Source organism: Paucibacter sp. B2R-40, assembly GCF_025717555.1.
In the GTDB taxonomy this organism is placed as follows: domain Bacteria; phylum Pseudomonadota; class Gammaproteobacteria; order Burkholderiales; family Burkholderiaceae_C; genus Paucibacter_A.
This window is the reverse complement of record NZ_JAJIRP010000003.1, coordinates 575,314-593,809: the sequence shown is the minus strand read 5'-3', so window position 1 is coordinate 593,809 and position 18,496 is coordinate 575,314. Positions and strand designations below refer to the sequence as shown.

Sequence of the window (18,496 nt, the reverse complement as noted above, 5' to 3'; positions counted from 1 at the left end):
TCTTCAGCCAATGTGTTGCATTGACCGGTTGAATCCGCCCTGCGCAGAAAAGCGGCCGAGATGTGCGAAGCCGGCTTCTATGGCGACGCGCGTGACATCGCCGTTGTGATCGCGCTGCCAAAGCAAACGGTGGGCGAACGCAAGTCTTCGCTCAGTCAGCCAGCGCTTCGGCGACATGCCGCGCAGCGTCTCGAAGGTCTGCTGGAGCCGGCGCTCGCTAACGCCGACCACCTCGCACATCCGGCCTATGGTGATCGACTCGCTCAGGTGCGCATCGATCCACTCTTCAAGGGCGGCGAGACGCTGGGTCTCCAGCGCGGAGACCCGGGCAATGGCGGGCGCCTTGATGAGTAACTCGGCGAGCCGGCCCATCAGACCGGCCTCGCGTTCGCGGCGCGCATCGGGTTCCCTTGCCTCGATCAAATCCACCAGCGACGGAAGAAAGGATTCCGACTCCAGGCATTGCGCCGGCAGGACTTTCGACCTCAACGCCCAGGCATGCTTGGCGTGCGGTTGGCGCGCCTCAAGCTCGGCCAACAACGAGTTGCCCTCGATGCATAGAATCAGCAGCGATCCAGGCGGGCTCTGGCAGGTGAATGCCCAGCCAGGCGCGATTAACATGGCCGCGCCCTTGCTTGCAATGTGTTCCCGCAGTCCAATTCTGTAGGCCACCCTGCCGTCAATCGGCAGGTGCAACTGGACATCCTCGGTTGAATGGTTCTTCGTCCAAGCGTGCGACATGTGCTTCCAACGAAGCGTCATGGTCGTGCCGGCAGGGATCGATGTTGCTGGCTCAGTTTCTTCATCACCAAGGGCGCCCTGGGGCTGAGCGTCTACCAATGGCCAGAAGCACGGCACCATAGACGGTGCGGCTGGGCATGCGGCGTTCCGGGTGATATCGCTGACCGGGACGGTGCCTGGCCGGCCGGAGACGCCCAAGAAGGCGGCGATGGACAAGCTCATGAACCCAATAGCGTTGATGAATCTGTGAAACAGCGTGCAAAACTTTCCAGATTCCCGGGGTAAACAGCGTCCAATAGTTTCCACCCTGGGGTGTGCAACCATCCGGCGTTTTCGCCGGGGAATCTGGGGTGTTAAACATGGAAGTTATTGCCGAGATCCGGCGGCGGCATTTGGTCAGCAAGGAGAGCATCAGCTCCATCGCGCGGGATCTGAACTTGTCGCGGCCCACGGTGCGCAAGCATCTACAAACCATTGAAGCGCTGGGTTATGTCCGCCAGCATCAACCCGCGCCCAAGCTGGGCTGCTTTCAAGCCACGCTGGAGAGCTGGCTGCAAACCGAGCGCCACTTACCCAAGGCTCAGCGGCGCACGGCCAAGCGTTTGTTTGAAGGGCTGCAGAGCGAAGGCTATCGCGGGGCCTATGACAGCGTGCAGCGTTGCGTGAAGCAATGGAAGGCCTCTCAGTTGGCGCCAAGCATCAAGGGCGCGTTCGTGCCGCTGGTGTTTGTGCCGGGAGACGCCTGCCAATTTGACTGGAGCCAGGAGCAGGTGGAGATTGACGGCGTCGTGCAAACCGTCAAAGTCGCGCACCGTCAGCAAGGGGCGGTCAACGCAGCTTCACGAAGGTGAGCCGGTCGATCAATTTCTCTCCGAGCAAGTCCATGTGGTGCTCGTCAATGATGGTGACCAAACCCTTATCGGCCATCGCCTTGAGTTCTTGGGCTGCGCTGTCGAACACCAATGGATGTTCCAGGGAGCTACCGGCGCGCGGAAGCGCCGTTGGCTTTCCCGGCTCGGCCTCAAGGTAAACACTCAAGGCACGTGATCCCATGTGATGCTCCTGGACGAACTTCGCTGGCAGTGAGGAATAGTGTCTTCGACGGAGAGCGGGCGCCCGAACGCGTCGGGTGGAGATCATAGATGCTTGCAGCGCAGCAATCACTTGCAGGCCGAGGGCAGGTCGCTCGAAATGTCCCGGCCTGCGTCAGGCTGACAGTTCGAACAAGCGCCGCAAAGCTGACATTCAGTTCTCCGACCGATTTGGTCAACGGCGGCTTACTGGCGAGGTTGCGGCCTCACGCTCCCGGCCGACTCGATTGAGACACAAGATAGCGGCTTACTGCTTCACCGAGCGTCGCGAAAAAACGTTCCTCGCCGAGCCTGGAAAAGAGCCCAAAGCGCTCGAGCTTGTCTTTGACGGGGTCCTTCATCTCTGCAAAGCACAGATCGATGCCTGCCTCATGCGTTGGGACGTCAATAAACAAGCTTCCCGTGCTGGGTGAATTGGCGGCCTACGCAGCCTTGGCCTTGGCGCATTGAGAGCGCTAGCTGTTGCGGATTTAGCCCTGAGCTGAGGCGCCTTGAGCGCGAGTCGAGTGCTTCCTGCCTCCGGCCCCAAGCTCAATGCAGCTTGAAAACGCTGACGACTTCCACCATGCGCGCGGCCTGACCGTTGAGGCTTTCAGCGGCGGCGGCAGCTTCTTCAACAAGTGCTGCGTTTTGCTGCGTCACATGATCGAGCTGGGTGATCGCCTGATTGATCTGACTGATGCCGCTGGTCTGTTCGTGCGCCGAACTACTGATCTCGTTGATAAGGGTCGCCACATGTTTGACTTGGCTGACGATATCGCCCATCGACTCACCGGCCGCGCCGACCAAGCGGCTGCCGGCTTCGACCCGCTCGACGCTGGCACCGATCAGGGTCTTAATCTCGCGCGCGGCCTCGGCTGAACGACCGGCCAAATTGCGCACCTCGCTGGCAACGACGGCAAAACCACGTCCTTGCTCGCCAGCGCGGGCCGCTTCGACAGCGGCATTGAGGGCCAAGATATTTGTTTGGAAGGCGATGCCATCGATGACGCCGATGATGTCCGATATCTTCTTCGACGAAGCGCTGATTTCCTGCATCGTCGCCACCACCTGACCCACCACCTCACCGCCCTTTTCGGCCGCTGTGCTGGCTGAGCTAGCCATGCTGTTGGCTTGACGCGCTGTTTCGGCATTGTTCTTGACGGTGGCGCTGAGCTGCTCGACCGAGGCCGCGGTTTGCTCCAAATTGCTGGCCTGGCTTTCGGTGCGTTGCGATAAGTCGGCATTGCCAGCGGCAATCTCGTTCGCTCCGGTGGAGATGTTCTCGGCGCCACTGCGCACTTCGCTGACCATACGCGCCAGACCGTTGCGCATGTCCAGCAGGCCGCCAAGCAACTGCGCGGCTTCGTCCTTGCCGCTAATTGCGATAGTGCTGACCAGGTCGCCATTGGCCACCCGCGCGGTCGCAGCCAAGGCAATCTGCAGCGGCTGTGTAATGCTGACGGTCAAGCGCCATGCCATAAGCGCTGCCAAGGCTAGCACCAGGGAGCCGGCCATGCTGATCACGCCGACGGTGGTGGCGTTGCGCGCATTGGCCTGTTCGGTGGCTTGGTCACCATTCCGCTTTTGAATGGCGATGAAGGCCAGCAACTCAGTCACGGCCTTGTTGAGCAAGGGGTCAATCTTGCTGGTGATGACCTTAGCGGCTTGCTCGGCATTGAACTGGGCCGCGAGGTCGACCGCATCCTTGAACTGTGCGTCCATCTGGCTATCAATTTCGGCCAGACGGGCAAAGATGGCTTTTTCTTCCGCGCCCAGATCGGTGGTTCCCAATTTGGTTTTGGCAGCGAGGTAGATAGCGCGCTGCTTCTTCGCTTCAGCCTCGTCTTTCTGCACCCCGTTGACTTCCGTTTGCAGGCCCATATTGCGCACCGCCACCGCGCTGCTGATCAGTGCAATGTGCATTTCGACTGCCATATCCTGCTGGCTGGCCGAGTGCTGCAGGGTGTCGAGCAAGGCCGCACGGCTGCTGCCGTTGCTGAGCAAGGCTCCCAATAGCAGGGCAATGGCGGCCATCAAAATGGCGCCAAAGCCGAGGCTCAGGCGCGGCCCGATCTTCATCTCGCGTAAATTCATCAGTGGGCTCCGGCAGCTAGGGAAGTCAAATTCTTAAATTGCCGGCTGCGACACGCGGCAGCGGGGCTGCGCTCAGCAAGACGTCAATGAGCGTGTCAGTTTTTGTAGACGCCGCAGCCGACCAGGGTTTCGCCGACGCGCTCGAGGTACATGGCTTTGCCTTCAATTTTTTGCGTCACTGGGTTCAGGAACTTGTAGCCTTCCACCCAGCCCTTGCCCTTGGTTTTGGCTAACTCGATGAACATCTGGATCAGCGGCTTGCCGTCCGGATCCTTCAGCCCGATCAAGTCCTTGCCGACCAGCTTGGGATTGGCGCCTTGGGCCAGATTCTTGCCGTTCAGGTCATAGACGATGATGTATAGGTCTCTGTCCTTGAAGGACTTGCCGCTGGTGAATTCTTCGTAGGCTTTTTCCGTCCCATTGGTCTTTATATAGGCGACGGCTTTCTTGACCATGGCTTCGGCTTCGGCCGCTGTGCCTTGGTCTGCTGCCTGCGCAGCACCCGCCATCACCAGACTTGCCAGCAGTAATTGAAGAGTTTTCTTGAACGCGCTGAAGATTGTCATCGGTGTTTCCTGTTTGAGTTTGAGCGCCAAGTGGAGCAGGATTCCGGCTTCCGGCGGCGACTTGCTTCACTGTGACATGTCGAAATCAGCCCGGCTTGCTCGACCGGCCTTTTTCATAGTAAGCGCATTGGCGAGCAAGAGCATGCTCAATGTCAATGTTTGATGCACCAGTTCACGCTGCCGGCGGTTTGCATCTCACCTGCCACCGAGCGATCTTCGGCCGGGTTCGCCGCGCTCAACTTGGCATGTTGGCTATGAAGTGCACTCATTTCTCGGAGTCAAAGCGCTGCATTTGTGCCCTCGGAGTTACGTTTGGCTGCGGCGCGCAGGCCTAAATCTGCAAAAGCTGGGGGAGATGGATCCGTAGGGCAAGAGCCCATTCGACTCGATGCGCTTTGATTGAAGGCGAATTGCCGTCCTGAAAGCGGACGCTGACCAATGGCCGTTTACCGACGAGACTCAGGTCTCAAGGCAGACAGCCGGGCGACTGCATTGGGCACCCTGCTGGCGCCACCACAGCGCATCCGAATGACAAGAACTGGCCGGGACCTTGAGGCCGCATCATTGCCCGTAAGCCGCCATTGACCAAAACGGTCGGCGAACCAAACGTCAGCTTTGCGGCGCTTGTTCGAACTGTCGGCCTAGAACAGCCCCGGACATTTCGAGGGCCTTGACTGCTTGGCAACTCGGTGCCCACATCCGAGTGAGCGCTTCCCGTCATGACCCAATTCAGGAGCCCTATGTCGTAGGGCTCGGGCGCTGACTCAGCGCGTTTACCCCCCCCGCAGACCGGGGGGTGTCTACGGCCAACTTGCCACCATACTATCGCTTGATGTGGTTTCAACTGGAGCAAGTCATGAAGAACTTTCACATAGGGGTTTTCGGGTTGGTCGCTGCGCTGGCATCGACGGTATCGGTTGCGGCCGGTACGCAGAACGGAAGCTTCGAGGCCTTCAACACTGGCTCGGCCGATGTGCTTTGCCCGCAGGGCAGCACTTTCTGCGCACAATTCAACGCTGGCAACACCGGGATCAACGGATGGGCCATCGGTGGCGACAGTGTGGACGTAGTCGGGCCACTGGCCTGGAAAGCATCCAACGGCGACTACTCTCTGGATTTGAGCGGTGTCGGTGCCGGGTCGTTAAGCCAGGTAATTGCCACCTTTGTCGGGCAGGCCTACCGTGTTAGCTTCGACTTGGGCGGCAATTTCTTCAGCGGCCCGAGTGTCAAGACCGGCACCGTCTCGGCGGCTGGCTTCAGCCAGAATCTGAGCTTTGACAACAGCAATAGCACTAAGGCCGCGATGGGGTGGGTGCCGACGACTTTCGACTTCATTGCCACCGGCGGTAGCACCACGCTCAGCTTTTCCAGCACCGTCGACGGGTCCGCCGGCTTGGCGCTGGACAATGTGCGGGTGGCTGCGGTGCCAGAGCCGGAGACTTTGTTTTTGATGCTGGTCGGCCTGGGTTTCGTCGGCTGTCGAGCTCTCCGACGCCAGTCGGTCTGACACTATGATTGGAAAGGTTGCTACCAATCTGTTCCAAGGCGGGCCGCGCTTACCGGGAAGTCAAGCACTGCCCCAACCCTTTCCGTTTTGGTCCATGGCCACTCGGTTACACGGCTTTCTGGGACTGACCCGCCCTGTGTACCAAGTCACTTTAAACTTCACTAGGCTCAAATAGTTGTCGTAGGGATGGGGCTTAGCTGACGTTGACGGAGGCGGCAGGCGAGCGCTGTATGACGGTCATCGGTCATCAGGAATTCGACGCCGGCCCGTGAGATTGACCGCTGAACGGCACCCGTTCTTGTGGTTATGGTTCTCCAAAACGGCCCTGAGGCGACCGGCCGCATTCCGCTGCGGTGCAGCACTCCATCCTTGATTTTGAAATTCGGCGTTGGGCACCGAGTTGCTACGCGGGCAGCGACCTTGAAATGTCCGGGCCTGTTCCAAGCCGACGGTTCAAACAGGCGCCGCAAAGCTGGCGTTCGGTTCTCCAACCGTTTTGATCAATGTCGGCTTACGGGCAATGATGCGGCCCACACGGTCCAGGCCAGTTCGTGTCATTCGGATGCGTAGAGCTGGCGCCGGCACGGTGCCCATGCCTGCCGCTGGGGATTGCTACCTGGTATTCCAATTGCATGGACGAACGCCCAGGTTGTAAGATCTCGCCTTATTCTCACTTCCGGGCGTCGTACAAGGCCGGCAATTTCACCAACGGGTGCGGTCTTGCCCGCATATTTGAGATCCCGACAAGTGACCCGACAGATGCATGCGCAGCAGTCTTTACGCGCAGCCTTGAGCGCTACGGCGATGACAGGTCAATTTCGTAATGCAAGGCCTGACCCCAGCCCGGGTGCTCACGCACCATCATGATCAGGCCTGGGTCGACCATGATCAGTGCGTCGGGCTTCATCTCGACGACCGGCGCCATATCGGCCAGATAGCCCTTGAGATTGTCGTTATGCGGCAGGATATTGCTGGCGATGAGGAACTATTTGCCGCGTGCATGCGCCTCGGCGATGCCTGTGCGCAGGTTCTCCAGCTTGAAGTCATTGTTGCGAGCGAGCAGCGAGTAGCGCGGCTGACCCGCGTAGACGGAATCGGCGCCGTAGTCAAATGCCGCGCGCATGCGCTTTAGGTCACCGGCCGGCAGCAAGAGCTCCGGGGATTTGTAGGGTCGCGCTATGGTGTGGTCCGGCCCTGGCTTGCGGAAGAACGCGCAGCGGGGCGGAGAAATGAAATTTCGAACCAAGCAGTCTATGCAAACGCGGCCGGGTGGAACTTGCGACAGGTCAAGCCGAGGCGAGAGCGTGGCCGAGGTCGCTGCCTGCGACGCAAAATTGTCGGAAATTTTTACATTCCAGAAGAGCAGCCCCCTAGTTTTAGGTCCTAAGTCCCTACCCCTAAAACGATAAGTAAATCTGGCTCTAATCTTGCTTTATGTCTCCCTGCTAGCCGGCGCGGCGAAGGTTCAGTGCTTTTTCGCCGCTTTTGGCTCGTCATGTCCTCAATAATCCTGGAGATACCCATGCAAGACCAATCTAGATTCAAGTTTGCCCTCAGCGCCCTGGGCCTCGCCGCCACGCTGCTCGCTCCAGCCGCCCAAGCCGGCGTCGTCTACAGCGAAGGTTTTGACGCCGGTTTCAGCAGTACCAACTGGTCCCGTGGTGATGCCTATTGGCAAAACTGCGGTGGACAAAGCAACTGCATCTTCGGCTCCGGCGGCCAAAGCGGTGCCTATTTCAACCTGGGGACTAATACCGGACCGACCGGCCCCAATTCGCAGCCCGACCACCGTTTCTTCATCAGCTCGGTCTTCAACGTAGCCGCCAACAGCCTCTACACACTGAACTTCTATGTTGCGGACGACTACGCAGGGTTCGCCCCATACAACGTGCCCATCCAGGCGCAAGTCAACGGCAGCAATGTCGGCGGCATCGTCAAGGCCTCGGTGGGAGGCTGGAACCTGTTGAGCATGGACTGGAACTCTGGTTCGGCGACGACGGCGCAGATTACCCTGAAGAACGAGTACCAGTTGTCGGGCTACTACCAAGGCGGCGGTTCGCACGACTGGGGTTACGGTAACGACTTCCGCGTGGATTCGATTTCCATGTCGGGCAACGCGCCGGTGTCGAACCCTGTGCCTGAGCCCGCGAGCTTGGCACTGGTGGCGCTGGCCTTGCTAGGCCTCAGAGTCAGCCGTCGCGCTTGATCATCACTTGATCCATTGAACAACCCCGCCATGGCGGGGTTTTTTGTTGCCACGAGATGAATACACAGGGCCGATTCCCAGTGGCAGGTAAGGGCACCCTATTGCCGCCCCATTGCGCATCCGAATGACAGGAGCCGACCGGGAGCATGAGGCCGCAACTTCGCCCGTAAGCCGCCGCTGACCAAAACGGTCGGCGAGCCGAACGTCAGCTATGCGGTGCTTGTTCGAACTGTCGGTCTGACCCAGGCCGGGACTTTTCGGGGGCACTGACTTCGGGGCTACTCCGTGCCCATTGCTGTCGCCCATCGCGCGAGATCGTCCGACGCCTGGAATGCTGGCAGCAGTCGATCGATTTTGGCGAACTAACGACCGCAGTGGCTGAAACCGGCCATTGAGCATTTCGTTGAGCGAATGTCTGCAGCACCTCACAAAGCTGCCGATCGAAAAATTTGGGGCGCGAGACCATAAGAGCACGAGGCGCAGACCGTGGTAGGGAGAAGCCGAGCGGCTTCTTGCTATCCGGGTTGTGACGGCATTGGCTTGCGCTAGCCGTTGGTTCGTCAGGTAATCGGCGCCGGGTTGAACAGCACCAGCGCGTTGTGCAACTTCCATTGCTCGGCCCAGGTCTTTTTGCGGCCACTGGCCACGTCCAGCAGCAGCCGGAACATCTCCCAGCCTATGTCCTCGATGCTGGCTTCGCCGCTGGCGATGCGGCCGGCGTTGACGTCCATCAGATCATGCCAGCGCCGCGCCAAATCGTTGCGGGTAGCGACCTTGAGCACCGGGCAAGCCGCCAGACCATAGGGCGTGCCCCGGCCGGTGGTGAAGATATGCAGGTTCATGCCGGCCGCCAACTGCAGCGTGCCGCAGATGAAATCGCTGGCCGGGGTGGCGGCAAAGACCAAGCCACGCAAGCCCTTTGTCTGCGCGCGCTCGCCCGGCGACAAGACGCCGTTGATAGGCGACGTGCCACTCTTGACAATCGAGCCCATCGCCTTCTCGACGATATTGGACAGGCCGCCGGCCTTGTTGCCGGGCGTGGTGTTGGCGCTGCGGTCGGCGCTGCCGCGCTGCAGATAGGCGTCATACCAGGCCATCTCACGCCGAATCGCCTCGGCAAGCTCGGCTGTCGCGGCACGCCCGGTCAGCTGATCCACGGCGTCACGCACCTCGGTCACTTCAGAGAACATCACGGTAGCCCCGGCGCGCACCAGCAAATCGGTGCAAAAACCGACCGCCGGGTTGGCGGTGACGCCGGAAAACGCGTCGCTGCCCCCGCATTGCACGCCGACCACCAGCTCGGACGCCGGCACGGTCTCGCGCCGACGCTGGTTGAGGCGCGCCAGATGGCGTTCGGCGCTGCGCATGATTGAATCCAGCATCGATTGAAAGCCGATATGCACATCATCCTGCAGGCGCACGACATCCAGCTCCTCCTCTCGTTGATCGGCGATCGCAATGCTGCCCGGCGGCAGCAAGCGTTCCGGCTGCAGTTTTTCGCAGCCCAGGCTGACCACCATCACTTCACCGCCGAAGTTCGGATTCAGGCTGATATTGCGCAGCGTGCGGATAGGGATGATGGCGTCAGGCGCGTCGATCGCCACACCGCAGCCGTAGCCATGTTCCAAGGCCACCACATCATCCACATGGGGGAACAGCGGCAGCAGCTCGGCCTTGATGCGTTGCAGCGCTAGCTCCAGCACGCCGGCCACGCATTGCACGGTGGTCGTGATGGCCAGGATATTGCGCGTGCCGACCGAGCCATCGGCGTTCCGGTAGCCTTCAAAGCTGTAGCCCTCCAGCGGCGCCAAGGCTGGGCTGGCCACTGTGCAGATCGGCAACTCGTCCAGGCTGCGCGCGGTGGGCATGGCCAGCAGCTTCTCATGCACCCAGGCGCCGGCCTTGATGTCTTGGATGGCCAGGCCAATGCTGACGCCGTAGCGCAGCACCGGCGCGCCGCTCGGAATGTCAGTTAGCGCCACCTTGTGACCCTGCGGCACGCGCTCAAGCAGAGCGAGGCCGTCGGCAAATTGGCTGCCGGCATGCAGGCCGCCATCATTGACGACGATGGCGACGTTGTCGCCAATTTGCATGCGGATGTAGAGAGGCTGCTGGCTCATCTGGAATAAGTTGCTGTCTTGTCAGGGGTGCGCCCCAGTTTGACCTGGGGCGCTGGGTTCAGAACGACTTGCGCAAGCCGACTTGCATCACGCGTTCCTGCGAGATGTACTCCTGCAGATCGCCGCTGGCAAAGGAGATGCTGGAATACAAAAAGGTGTTCTTCGAGAAACCATATTTGACGCCAAAGCCCAGCTTGCCCAAGCTGGCGCTCTTGCCGGTCTTGTTCGCGGCGACGCCGCTGTACTCTACGCTGGAGTAGTTGCTGCCCAATAGAAAATCGCCCAAGGGAACTTCAACGCCAATGGTGTAGCCCTTGATGGCGTCGGCGCTAAAGACGCCGTCCGGGCCGGTCACGGTCAGGCCGATACCGGCCGCAGCGCCATTGCCGCTGGTGGTCGTCAGCTCATCATTCTTTTGGTAGCCGCCCAGCAGCTTGAACAGGCCGAAGTTGTAGTTGGCGGCCAGCGTCAAGGACTTGTTGGTGTCGGCGCCGCTGCTGCGCGACTTGTTCCATTCATAGGACAGCGCCGAATTGAAGTTGCCCAGGGTGTAGGCGGCCTTCAACCCGTGGAAGCGGTCGGCGGTGGCTTCGCCAGGGGCAATCTGTACCGTGCCGGTAAAGCCGGCCCAGGTCGGGGTAGCGTATTGAACGACGTTGTCGGCCCGCGGTGCATTCAGCCAAAACGGCAGGCTCTTGCCCATATTCGTGACCGCTGTGCCCTGGTTCAAGGTCAGCGCGTTGACGAAGGGATTGCTCAAACCCATCACGCTGTCTTCCAAGATGTACTGGCGCCCCATACGCAGTTCGCCCAGGCTGGCCGATGTCAGCGACACAAAGACTTGCCGACCAAAGGCCCGCCCGCCCTGGGCCAGCGCGCCGGTGTCGGCCAGCAAACCGCCTTCCATGATGACGCCCGCTTTGAGATCATTGCCGAGGTCTTCCGTGACGCGCATGCCCCAGCGCGAACCATTGAGGCCGTTGACGGTACCGTCCTGAACCAAAGTTAGGTTGCCGGCATTGGCCTTGGCGCCGCTGTCATAGTTGCTGACGTTGACGTCCAGCAGACCATAGAGCACGACGTTGGAAGACTGGGCCTGAGCCGCGCCTGCACATAGCAGCATGGCCGCGTAGCCAAGAGAGTCTATTTTCATGGTGATGTCTCCGTTATAGATGTAGGAAATTCGAAACGGCCGGGCAAATCAGCACGGGTCAGCGTCGGCAGGACGAATTCCGGCATGCGTCCCGGCCATGGCCATGGTCGGGACAGCGGAGCAGACTTGGGCGCGGCATGGCGCCGAAGATCAGGTTCCCAAAAATCAGGGAAAAACGACGCCGGGCAGCCACAGCGAGAACGCTGGCACAAAGGTCACCAGCATCAGTGCGGCGATCAAGGCGCCGTAGAAGGGCCAGATGGTCTTCATCACCGTACCGACCGACACCCCGCCGATGGCGCAACCGACCACCTGCGTGGTGCCGACCGGCGGCGTGTTCAGGCCCAAAGCGCAGTTGATCAGCATGACGATGCCGAACTGGATTTCGCCCATGCCGTATTTCATGCAAATGGGTAGAAAGATCGGTGTGCAGACCAGGATGGTGGCGGCCATGTCCAGGAAGGTGCCCAGCACGAAAAGAATCAGATTGACCAGCAGGAATATCACCCAGGGGCTAGAGCTGAAATTGGTCAGTGCGCGGCCGGTCAGGTCGGCCACTTCGTAGAGGCTGATGATGTAGCCGAAGGCCGATGAAATGCCGATCAGCAGCAGCACCACGCCGGTCGTCTTGACCGCCTTGGCCGCCGCTTTGACGAACTGCTCCAGTTTGAGCGAGCGGTAGATCACCACGCACAAGAACAAGGCATACAGCACCGCCACGGCGGCCGATTCGGTGGCCGTGAAGACGCCGGACATGATGCCGCCCAGGATCAGCACGACGACGAACAAGCCCGGCAAGGCGGCCGCGAAGCAACGCGCCACGATGGCCCAACCGGGAAAGCTGCCCGCCGGATAGCCGCGCTTGACGGCCACGGTGTAGGCGGCAACCAGATTGCAGATCGTCAACACCAGGGCTGGAATCAGACCGGCCAGAATCAGTTTGGCGATCGAGACCTTGCCGCCGGCCGCCAGCGAGTAAATGATCATGTTGTGGCTGGTCGGCATCAAGGCCCCGACCAGCGCGGCATGGGTGGTGACGTTGACGGCGTAGTCGGCGCCATAGCCTTCCTTCTTCATCATCGGAATCATCACCGCGCCCATGGCCGACACATCGGCCACCGGGCTGCCCGAAACGCCGCCGAACAAGGTGCAAGCGACCACATTGGACATGCCCAAGCCGCCGCGCACATGGCCAACCAAGGCGCGGGCGAAATCGACGATCTTGTCGGCGATGCCGCCGTAAAGCATCAACTCGCCGGCAAAGATGAAGAAGGGGATCGCCAAGAAGGAGAACACATTCATGCCCGAGGTCATCTGCTGGAAGATGACCGCCATCGGCAAACCTTCATACAGAATCGTCGCGAGTGCCGACAGGCCAATCGCAAAGGCCACCGGCACGCCCAGAACGAGCAGGCCGAAGAAGGCGATACAAAGGATAGTCAGTGCCATGCGGGCTTCACCTCTTCGCCGCGCTGCAAGGCGACGATATGTTCAAAAGAAAAAAGCATGATCAGCAGTCCGGCCAACACCATGGGCACATAGCGCAAGGACTCTGAAACGCCCAAAGTGGGGATCAAATAGCTGCGCACGGAGAGCAGCATCTCGGCGCAGTTCCAGGCCATCAGGCCGCCGAACAGCATGGTCAGCAAATGGATCAGGATCTCTAGCGGACGACGCCAGTTGTTGGGCAGCAGGCCGTCAAGCAGCTCCATGCCGATATGCCCGGCGTCGCGCACACCGACCGCGCAACCCAGCATCGTCACGTAGAGCACCAGCAACAAGGCCAGGCTTTCCGCCCAGGTGGGCGTGTTGTTCATCACATAACGGCCGAATACCTGGTAGCTCACGGCCAGCAGCAGCAGCAACAAGCCGAACACGCCCAGGCGCAAGCAGGCCTTGGCGATGGCCGCACAAAATTTGGTCAACATGGTGTTTCCGGTTCGGTCGGGGCGCGGCCCGACGCACAGATGAAATCAATGCGAGCACAAGTCACCCGCCCGGCCATCAACCACAAGGCCGGGCGGGCAGCGGCCCTGGCTCATTTGGTTTCTTGAATCCGTTTGACCAGATCCTTCAGCTTGGCATCGGTGATGAATTTGTCGTAGACGGGTTTCATCACGGCCTGGAAGCTGGCCTTGTCGACCTCGATGATCTGGGCTCCGCCGGCCTTGACCGTGGCGAGGGACTTCTCTTCGCGTTCATCCCAGAGCTTGCGCATAAAGGGCACCGAGTTCTTGGCGGCTTGACGCAGCGCTTTTTGGTCCTCGGCGCTCAAGCCGTCCCAGATCTTTTTGGAGAACAGCAGCATCTCCGGCGCCATCGAATGCTCGGTCTTCGAGTAGTACTTGGCGACTTCGAAGTGGCGCGAGCTTTCATACGAGGGGTAGTTGTTCTCCGCCGCATCGACCAAGCCGGTTTTCAAGGCCGTGTAGACCTCACCGAAAGGCATCGGTGTGGCGTTGGCACCCATGGCCTCCAGCAGCGAAACCCAGAGGTCGGATTGCTGCACGCGCACCTTCAAGCCCTTGGCGTCGGCCAGGCTCTTGATGGGTTTCTTGACGGTGTAAATCGAACGGGCGCCGCTGTCGTAAAAGGCCAAGCCGATAAAGCCCTGCGCTTCGCAGCTCTTCAGAATCTCTTCACCAATTGGGCCGTCCAGCACTGCGCGCATATGTTCCTTGGAGCGGAACAAGAACGGCATGGTCGGCACCACGGTGGGCGCGCAGATATTGTTCATCGGTGCGATGTTCACGCGTGTCATCGCGATTGCGCCGATCTTGGCCTGCTCGATGGTGTCCTTCTCGGCGCCCAGGGCGCTGTTGTTGAAAACCTTGATGCTGTGGCGGCCGTTGCTAAGCTTGCTCAGCTCCTGGCCCATGAACTTGACGGCGTCCACGGTGGGATAGCCGTCAGGATGGATATCGGTGGAGCGGAAGTCGGTCGCTTGGGCACTCAGGCTGGCGCCAAGCATCAGTCCGGGTAGCAATTTGGCCAACAATTTCGCTTTGAGTTTCATACGGTCTCCGTTCGATTTTTTGAGTGTTTTTTTGAGAATGGCGCCATCAATCCGCGTAGGGCGTTTCGGGCAATCCTGTCACTCCGGGCCGCAGCGCAAACAATGCGCCCGCCAGAGTTGCTTGCACGCCGGCGCCGGCAGGGCGCATCGACGTGATCAGAAGGGTGGCCATGTCGGCGCCGCCGAAGGCGCACATGGTGGGTTTGGCGACGGGCAGCTCAATCCGGCGGTCGAGTTGCCCGGTCGGTGTGTAGCGCAGCACGGCGGCGCCGTCATTGGCACAAATCCAGTAGCAGCCTTCGACGTCGACGGCTGCGCCGTCGGGTCGGCCGGTTATGAGGCGATCGATGAAGACCCGCGGATCGGCGGCTTGGCCGCTGGCCGGGTCGTAATCGCAGACCCAGACCTTGGCGACGGTGGGGGCCGAGTCGCTGAAATAGAGCTTGTCGCCGCTGGGGCTGAAGGCCAGGCCGTTAGGCACCAGCATCGCTTCCCGCAAGGCTGGTGCCCAACAGCCTGTGCTTTCTGAGGGCCCCCAGGCCGACGACCTACGTCGTCCGCCCCCCGAGGGGGTCAAGAATGGTCGGGGCGGCCCATCCCTTTCTTGTGAAGGGGCAGCCAGCCGGGCCAAGCGACCGAGTGGCAGTCGTTCAATTGCTTCCGGATCCTCATGCATGCTGCCGACCCAGAAGCGCCCCTGGCGGTCACAGCGGCCATCGTTGAAGCGCAAGCCTTTGCCATGCAAGGCGGCGGCTAGCAGCGTCATTTGAGGCCGTGCCGCCGCGCCGAGTTCGAGGGCGTAAACGCCGTCCTGCAGCGCCGCCACCAAGCCGCCACCCGCCCGCAAGGCGATGCAGCCGACCGCTTGATCCAGCTGCCAGTTTTGGGCCGGCCGGGCCGAGCCATCGTGACGCCAGATGCGCTGGCCCGAGATGTCGACCCAATAGAAACAGGCCTGCTCAGCGCACCAAAGCGGGCTTTCGGCCAAGGCCGCGCCGCCATCCCACCACAGCTCGACGTGGCTCATGGCTGGGGCTGGGCCTGGGGCTCAAAAGGCCCAAGACCGAGGAAGCGCCCGCCCTGCAAGCGGGCCATCGGCGAGCCGGCGGCAAAGTCGATGCCTTGCACGCGCTCGCGCCAGGCCTCGGCATTGTCTTGCGGCGCGTAGCCGATCTTGTCCCAGCCCTCGGCGCTCCACCAGCGCTCGCTATTGGCCGAGACGCCGTAGACGGTCAGGCAGCCCACGTCGGGCGCGAATAGCGCCGCCCGCACCAAGCGCTCGAGATCGTTCGGGCTGAGCCAGGTGGACAGCGCGCGGCGGTCTTCGGGCTCGGGCGTGGCCGTGCCTATGCGCAAAGAGACCGTCTCGATGCCGTAGCGATCCCAGTACAGCTGGGCCATGTTTTCGCCGAACAGCTTGGACACGCCGTAGTAGCCGTCAGGCCTGGGCTTGTCGCTGACGCTCAGGGGCTGACCCTGCTCGTAGCAGCCTATGGTGTGATTGGAGCTGGCAAAGACGATGCGCTTGCAGCCGCTCAAGCGCGCGGCCTCATACAAGTTGAAGACGCCGTGCAGATTGCTGGCCGCCACTTGTTCGAAGGGGTTTTCTACCGACACGCCGCCCAGATGAACCACGCCGTCAACGCCTTGCAGCAAGGCCAGCATGGCTGCCCGATCGGCGAGGTCGCAGATCTGCTCGTTCTCATGGGCCCCGATCTCGCCGCAGCTGATGCGGTCCGACAGCAGCAACAACTCGCAGCTGGCCTGCAGGCGTGGGCGCAGCATACGACCCAGCGTGCCGGCAGCACCGGTCAGCAGCAAGCGTTGCAGTCGCTGTAGTCGTTCATTGGACGGGCCAGGCGGGTGGGCGGTGAAGGGCCGAAAGTCACTCATGAATAAAGCTGCGTTGGGTTTGGATTTGCCGACTGGATTTGATAGAGTTCGACCACGGATGATGTTTGTCATCGGTTGTCGTACAACTTGAGCGATGTTCGCTGACTCGATCAAGGGTGTCAAGAAGCTTAATCACAGGGAATTCCCTTAAACATGCCGAATGCGAAGACCGCCCCGCCTGGGGCTTTGGCCAACATCGCCCCCGCCGGGGCTTTGCGTCGCCCGCGCAATCTTGCTGTCGCATTGGTCGATGCTTTTGGCCTGCGCATCCGCGAAGGTCTGCTCAAGGTGGGTGAGCGGCTGCCGACCGAGGCGGCCATCATGGCCGAGTTCGGGGTCAGTCGCACGGTGGTGCGGGAGGCGCTGTCCAAGCTGCAGGCAGCGGGCTTGGTGGAGACGCGGCACGGCATCGGCACCTTTGTGATGAGTGTGGGTGAGCGGGCCAACTTTCGAATCGCGCCGGAACAGTTGGCGACGCTGCGTGAAGTGATCGCGGTGCTGGAATTGCGCATCGGCTTGGAGGCTGAGGCGGCCGGTTTGGCGGCCCAGCGGCGCAGTGATGAGAACCTTCGGGTGATGCAGGCCAGTTTGGCCGCGTTTGCCGTGGCCATCGAGGAAAAGACCGATGCGGTGGCGGCCGACTTCCAGTTGCATATGGAAATCGCGCGGGCCACGCAGAATGTGCACTTCGTCGATCTGATGACTTATTTGGGGGCCATGCTGATCCCGCGCAACCGCATCAACACGGCGGGCTTTGCCGGCGAAGACAGGCGTGACTATTTGCGCCGCGTGCATGTCGAGCATGAGAGCATCGTCAATGCGATTGCCAGCAAAGATTCGGAGGCGGCAAGGGCTGCCATGCGCACCCATTTGTCGAACAGTCGTGAGCGCTTGCGGCGTGCGCAGGAGGCCGCCGCTGATTGAAGCGGGCGGCGCTCGATTATTTGAGCGGCGAATGTTCTGGTCGCCTCGGCAAGGCTGGCAACAGGCCTGCTGCCCAGGTTGGGCTTGGCCTGAGCTGTGCTGAGGCTTGGCTGAATCTTGGGTGGAATAGGGCTTTGAGCGCCGCATTTTCTTGTTGACTGATTTATCTTGAGTTGTATGATGACGTACAAGTAGGGTGCTGATCGGTGCTCGAATCAGGCGATCGTCGGCGCTGCCCGATGTCTGCCACCCCATCAATTTGCAGCCACAGGAGCATCCCCTTTCATGTCGCCCCAAGATCTCAAGTCCGTTCTTCAATCCGGCCTGCTGTCCTTCCCTTTGACCGACTTTGACAGCGCCTTGAACTTTGCGCCCAAACCTTATGCCGAGCGGCTGGAATGGCTGCAGCCCTATGGCGCGACGGTCTTGTTCGCGGCCGGCGGCACCGGCGAGTTCTTCTCGCTGGAGCTGCAGGAATATGCACAGGTGATCAAGGTCGCGCTGGATACCTGCCGCGGCCGCACGCCCATCGTGGCCGGCGCCGGCGGCGGCACGACGCTGGCGATCAAATATGCGCAAGAAGCCGAAGCGCTGGGCGCGCAGGGCATTTTGCTATTGCCGCATTACCTGACCGAAGGCAGTCAGGCCGGCTTGATCAATCATGTCGAGGCGGTTTGCAAGAGCGTGAAGATCGGCGTGATTGTCTATAACCGCGGCGCCTGCCGCCTGACGCCGGCCAGCTTGATGGTGCTGGCCGAGCGTTGCCCCAACTTGGTTGGTTTCAAAGACGGCGTCGGTGATATCGAGAAGTTCGTTGCCATCCGTCAGACATTGGGAGAGCGCTTTGCCTATCTGGGGGGCTTGCCAACGGCCGAAGTATTTGCCGGCGCCTACAAGGCGATGGGCTGCCCGGTCTATTCGTCAGCGGTGTTCAACTTCATTCCGAAAACGGCAATGGACTTCTACCGCGCTCACGCCGCCGGCGACACCGCCACTTGCGATCAATTGATCCGCGACTTCTTCTTGCCCTATATCGCCTTGCGCAATCAGGGTGAGGGCTACGCGGTGTCCATCGTCAAGGCCGGCGCGACGCTGGTCGGCCATGGCGCCGGCCCGGTGCGCCCGCCCTTATCGGACCTGCTGCCGGCCGAGGTCGAGCAGTTGCGCGCCTTGATCGCCAAGCTCGGCGCGCAGTAAATTGCA

Annotated in this window: 16 protein-coding genes and 1 pseudogene; 5 read left to right on the top strand and 12 right to left on the bottom strand. The window is 60.9% G+C overall.

Annotation, left to right across the window (positions count from 1 at the left end):
* Window positions 1-3: 3 nt before the first annotated feature.
* Entirely contained in the window at window positions 4-963 is a 960-nt protein-coding gene (locus tag LNV09_RS09180; RefSeq protein ID WP_263556769.1) for a helix-turn-helix transcriptional regulator, read from the bottom strand.
* 137 nt (window positions 964-1,100) lie between these two features.
* Here LNV09_RS09180 and LNV09_RS09175 point away from each other — a divergent pair, with 137 nt between their 5' ends.
* Complete coding sequence (locus LNV09_RS09175) at window positions 1,101-1,592, top strand: helix-turn-helix domain-containing protein (protein WP_263556768.1); 492 nt, start codon at window positions 1,101-1,103, stop codon at window positions 1,590-1,592.
* On the opposite strand, the gene LNV09_RS09170 is transcribed toward LNV09_RS09175, so the two are convergent.
* The 3 genes from LNV09_RS09170 to LNV09_RS09150 all read right to left on the bottom strand — a co-directional run bounded on the left by LNV09_RS09170 (window position 1,570) and on the right by LNV09_RS09150 (window position 4,474).
* Window positions 1,570-1,794, bottom strand: a complete 225-nt coding sequence (locus LNV09_RS09170; protein WP_263556767.1) for a hypothetical protein — start codon at window positions 1,792-1,794, stop codon at window positions 1,570-1,572. The two genes, LNV09_RS09175 and LNV09_RS09170, sit on opposite strands and share 23 nt — an antisense overlap.
* Window positions 1,795-2,363: 569 nt before the next feature.
* Window positions 2,364-3,908 carry a methyl-accepting chemotaxis protein gene (locus LNV09_RS24715; protein WP_318023280.1) on the bottom strand — a complete coding sequence of 515 codons (1,545 nt, stop codon included), beginning with the start codon at window positions 3,906-3,908 and terminating at the stop codon, window positions 2,364-2,366.
* A gap of 95 nt (window positions 3,909-4,003) precedes the next feature.
* A complete protein-coding gene (locus LNV09_RS09150; RefSeq protein WP_263556766.1) occupies window positions 4,004-4,474 on the bottom strand; it encodes a cache domain-containing protein in 471 nt (156 codons plus the stop codon).
* Between the two features lie 856 nt (window positions 4,475-5,330).
* Between LNV09_RS09150 and LNV09_RS09145 the strand changes: the two genes are divergently transcribed.
* Window positions 5,331-5,981 (top strand): choice-of-anchor C family PEP-CTERM protein, encoded by a 651-nt coding sequence (locus LNV09_RS09145; RefSeq protein ID WP_263556765.1) that lies wholly within the window; start codon window positions 5,331-5,333, stop codon window positions 5,979-5,981.
* 850 nt (window positions 5,982-6,831) lie between these two features.
* Here LNV09_RS09145 and LNV09_RS09140 read toward each other — a convergent pair.
* A pseudogene (locus LNV09_RS09140) lies at window positions 6,832-7,161 on the bottom strand (U32 family peptidase); the annotation flags it as partial.
* 342 nt (window positions 7,162-7,503) lie between these two features.
* Here LNV09_RS09140 and LNV09_RS09135 point away from each other — a divergent pair.
* Window positions 7,504-8,187, top strand: coding sequence for a PEP-CTERM sorting domain-containing protein (locus LNV09_RS09135; protein ID WP_263556764.1), 684 nt, complete (start codon window positions 7,504-7,506; stop codon window positions 8,185-8,187).
* Between the two features lie 560 nt (window positions 8,188-8,747).
* Here LNV09_RS09135 and garD read toward each other — a convergent pair.
* From garD to LNV09_RS09100, 7 genes are all read right to left on the bottom strand, one after another.
* On the bottom strand, window positions 8,748-10,307 hold the full coding sequence (gene garD / locus LNV09_RS09130) for a galactarate dehydratase (RefSeq protein WP_263556763.1): 1,560 nt from the start codon (window positions 10,305-10,307) through the stop codon (window positions 8,748-8,750).
* Window positions 10,308-10,365: 58 nt separating this feature from the next.
* Window positions 10,366-11,460, bottom strand: a complete 1,095-nt coding sequence (locus tag LNV09_RS09125; protein WP_263556762.1) for a porin — start codon at window positions 11,458-11,460, stop codon at window positions 10,366-10,368.
* Window positions 11,461-11,625: 165 nt separating this feature from the next.
* Window positions 11,626-12,909 (bottom strand): TRAP transporter large permease, encoded by a 1,284-nt coding sequence (locus LNV09_RS09120; RefSeq protein ID WP_263556761.1) that lies wholly within the window; start codon window positions 12,907-12,909, stop codon window positions 11,626-11,628.
* Window positions 12,900-13,388 (bottom strand): TRAP transporter small permease, encoded by a 489-nt coding sequence (locus tag LNV09_RS09115; protein WP_263533996.1) that lies wholly within the window; start codon window positions 13,386-13,388, stop codon window positions 12,900-12,902. The genes LNV09_RS09120 and LNV09_RS09115 overlap by 10 nt, the downstream gene beginning before the upstream one ends.
* Window positions 13,389-13,498: 110 nt before the next feature.
* Window positions 13,499-14,476 carry a TRAP transporter substrate-binding protein gene (locus tag LNV09_RS09110; protein ID WP_263556760.1) on the bottom strand — a complete coding sequence of 326 codons (978 nt, stop codon included), beginning with the start codon at window positions 14,474-14,476 and terminating at the stop codon, window positions 13,499-13,501.
* Between the two features lie 46 nt (window positions 14,477-14,522).
* A complete protein-coding gene (locus LNV09_RS09105; RefSeq protein WP_263556759.1) occupies window positions 14,523-15,503 on the bottom strand; it encodes an SMP-30/gluconolactonase/LRE family protein in 981 nt (326 codons plus the stop codon).
* Window positions 15,500-16,369, bottom strand: coding sequence for an NAD-dependent epimerase/dehydratase family protein (locus LNV09_RS09100; protein ID WP_263556758.1), 870 nt, complete (start codon window positions 16,367-16,369; stop codon window positions 15,500-15,502). Before LNV09_RS09100 ends, LNV09_RS09105 begins: the two co-directional genes overlap by 4 nt.
* A gap of 153 nt (window positions 16,370-16,522) precedes the next feature.
* Here LNV09_RS09100 and LNV09_RS09095 point away from each other — a divergent pair, with 153 nt between their 5' ends.
* Both LNV09_RS09095 and kdgD read left to right on the top strand, forming a co-directional pair.
* The gene (locus LNV09_RS09095; RefSeq protein WP_263556757.1) at window positions 16,523-17,293 is read left to right on the top strand and encodes a FadR/GntR family transcriptional regulator; all 771 of its coding nucleotides are present in this window, start codon (window positions 16,523-16,525) and stop codon (window positions 17,291-17,293) included.
* A 285-nt stretch (window positions 17,294-17,578) separates the two neighbouring features.
* A complete protein-coding gene (gene kdgD, locus LNV09_RS09090) occupies window positions 17,579-18,490 on the top strand; it encodes a 5-dehydro-4-deoxyglucarate dehydratase (RefSeq protein WP_263556756.1) in 912 nt (303 codons plus the stop codon).
* The last annotated feature ends 6 nt before the right edge of the window (window positions 18,491-18,496 follow it).

What these genes read in the sequence shown, in the direction of transcription:
- LNV09_RS09175 (WP_263556768.1), top strand. Translation starts at nt 1,101, where the DNA reads ATGGAAGTTATTGCCGAGATCCGGCGGCGGCATTTGGTCAGCAAGGAG.
- LNV09_RS09150 (WP_263556766.1), bottom strand. Translation starts at nt 4,474, where the DNA reads ATGACAATCTTCAGCGCGTTCAAGAAAACTCTTCAATTACTGCTGGCA.
- garD (WP_263556763.1), bottom strand. Translation starts at nt 10,307, where the DNA reads ATGAGCCAGCAGCCTCTCTACATCCGCATGCAAATTGGCGACAACGTC.
- LNV09_RS09135 (WP_263556764.1), top strand. Translation starts at nt 7,504, where the DNA reads ATGCAAGACCAATCTAGATTCAAGTTTGCCCTCAGCGCCCTGGGCCTC.
- LNV09_RS09120 (WP_263556761.1), bottom strand. Translation starts at nt 12,909, where the DNA reads ATGGCACTGACTATCCTTTGTATCGCCTTCTTCGGCCTGCTCGTTCTG.
- LNV09_RS24715 (WP_318023280.1), bottom strand. Translation starts at nt 3,908, where the DNA reads ATGAATTTACGCGAGATGAAGATCGGGCCGCGCCTGAGCCTCGGCTTT.
- LNV09_RS09110 (WP_263556760.1), bottom strand. Translation starts at nt 14,476, where the DNA reads ATGAAACTCAAAGCGAAATTGTTGGCCAAATTGCTACCCGGACTGATG.
- LNV09_RS09180 (WP_263556769.1), bottom strand. Translation starts at nt 963, where the DNA reads ATGAGCTTGTCCATCGCCGCCTTCTTGGGCGTCTCCGGCCGGCCAGGC.
- LNV09_RS09125 (WP_263556762.1), bottom strand. Translation starts at nt 11,460, where the DNA reads ATGAAAATAGACTCTCTTGGCTACGCGGCCATGCTGCTATGTGCAGGC.
- kdgD (WP_263556756.1), top strand. Translation starts at nt 17,579, where the DNA reads ATGTCGCCCCAAGATCTCAAGTCCGTTCTTCAATCCGGCCTGCTGTCC.
- LNV09_RS09145 (WP_263556765.1), top strand. Translation starts at nt 5,331, where the DNA reads ATGAAGAACTTTCACATAGGGGTTTTCGGGTTGGTCGCTGCGCTGGCA.
- LNV09_RS09100 (WP_263556758.1), bottom strand. Translation starts at nt 16,369, where the DNA reads ATGAGTGACTTTCGGCCCTTCACCGCCCACCCGCCTGGCCCGTCCAAT.
- LNV09_RS09115 (WP_263533996.1), bottom strand. Translation starts at nt 13,388, where the DNA reads ATGTTGACCAAATTTTGTGCGGCCATCGCCAAGGCCTGCTTGCGCCTG.
- LNV09_RS09095 (WP_263556757.1), top strand. Translation starts at nt 16,523, where the DNA reads ATGCCGAATGCGAAGACCGCCCCGCCTGGGGCTTTGGCCAACATCGCC.
- LNV09_RS09170 (WP_263556767.1), bottom strand. Translation starts at nt 1,794, where the DNA reads ATGGGATCACGTGCCTTGAGTGTTTACCTTGAGGCCGAGCCGGGAAAG.
- LNV09_RS09105 (WP_263556759.1), bottom strand. Translation starts at nt 15,503, where the DNA reads ATGAGCCACGTCGAGCTGTGGTGGGATGGCGGCGCGGCCTTGGCCGAA.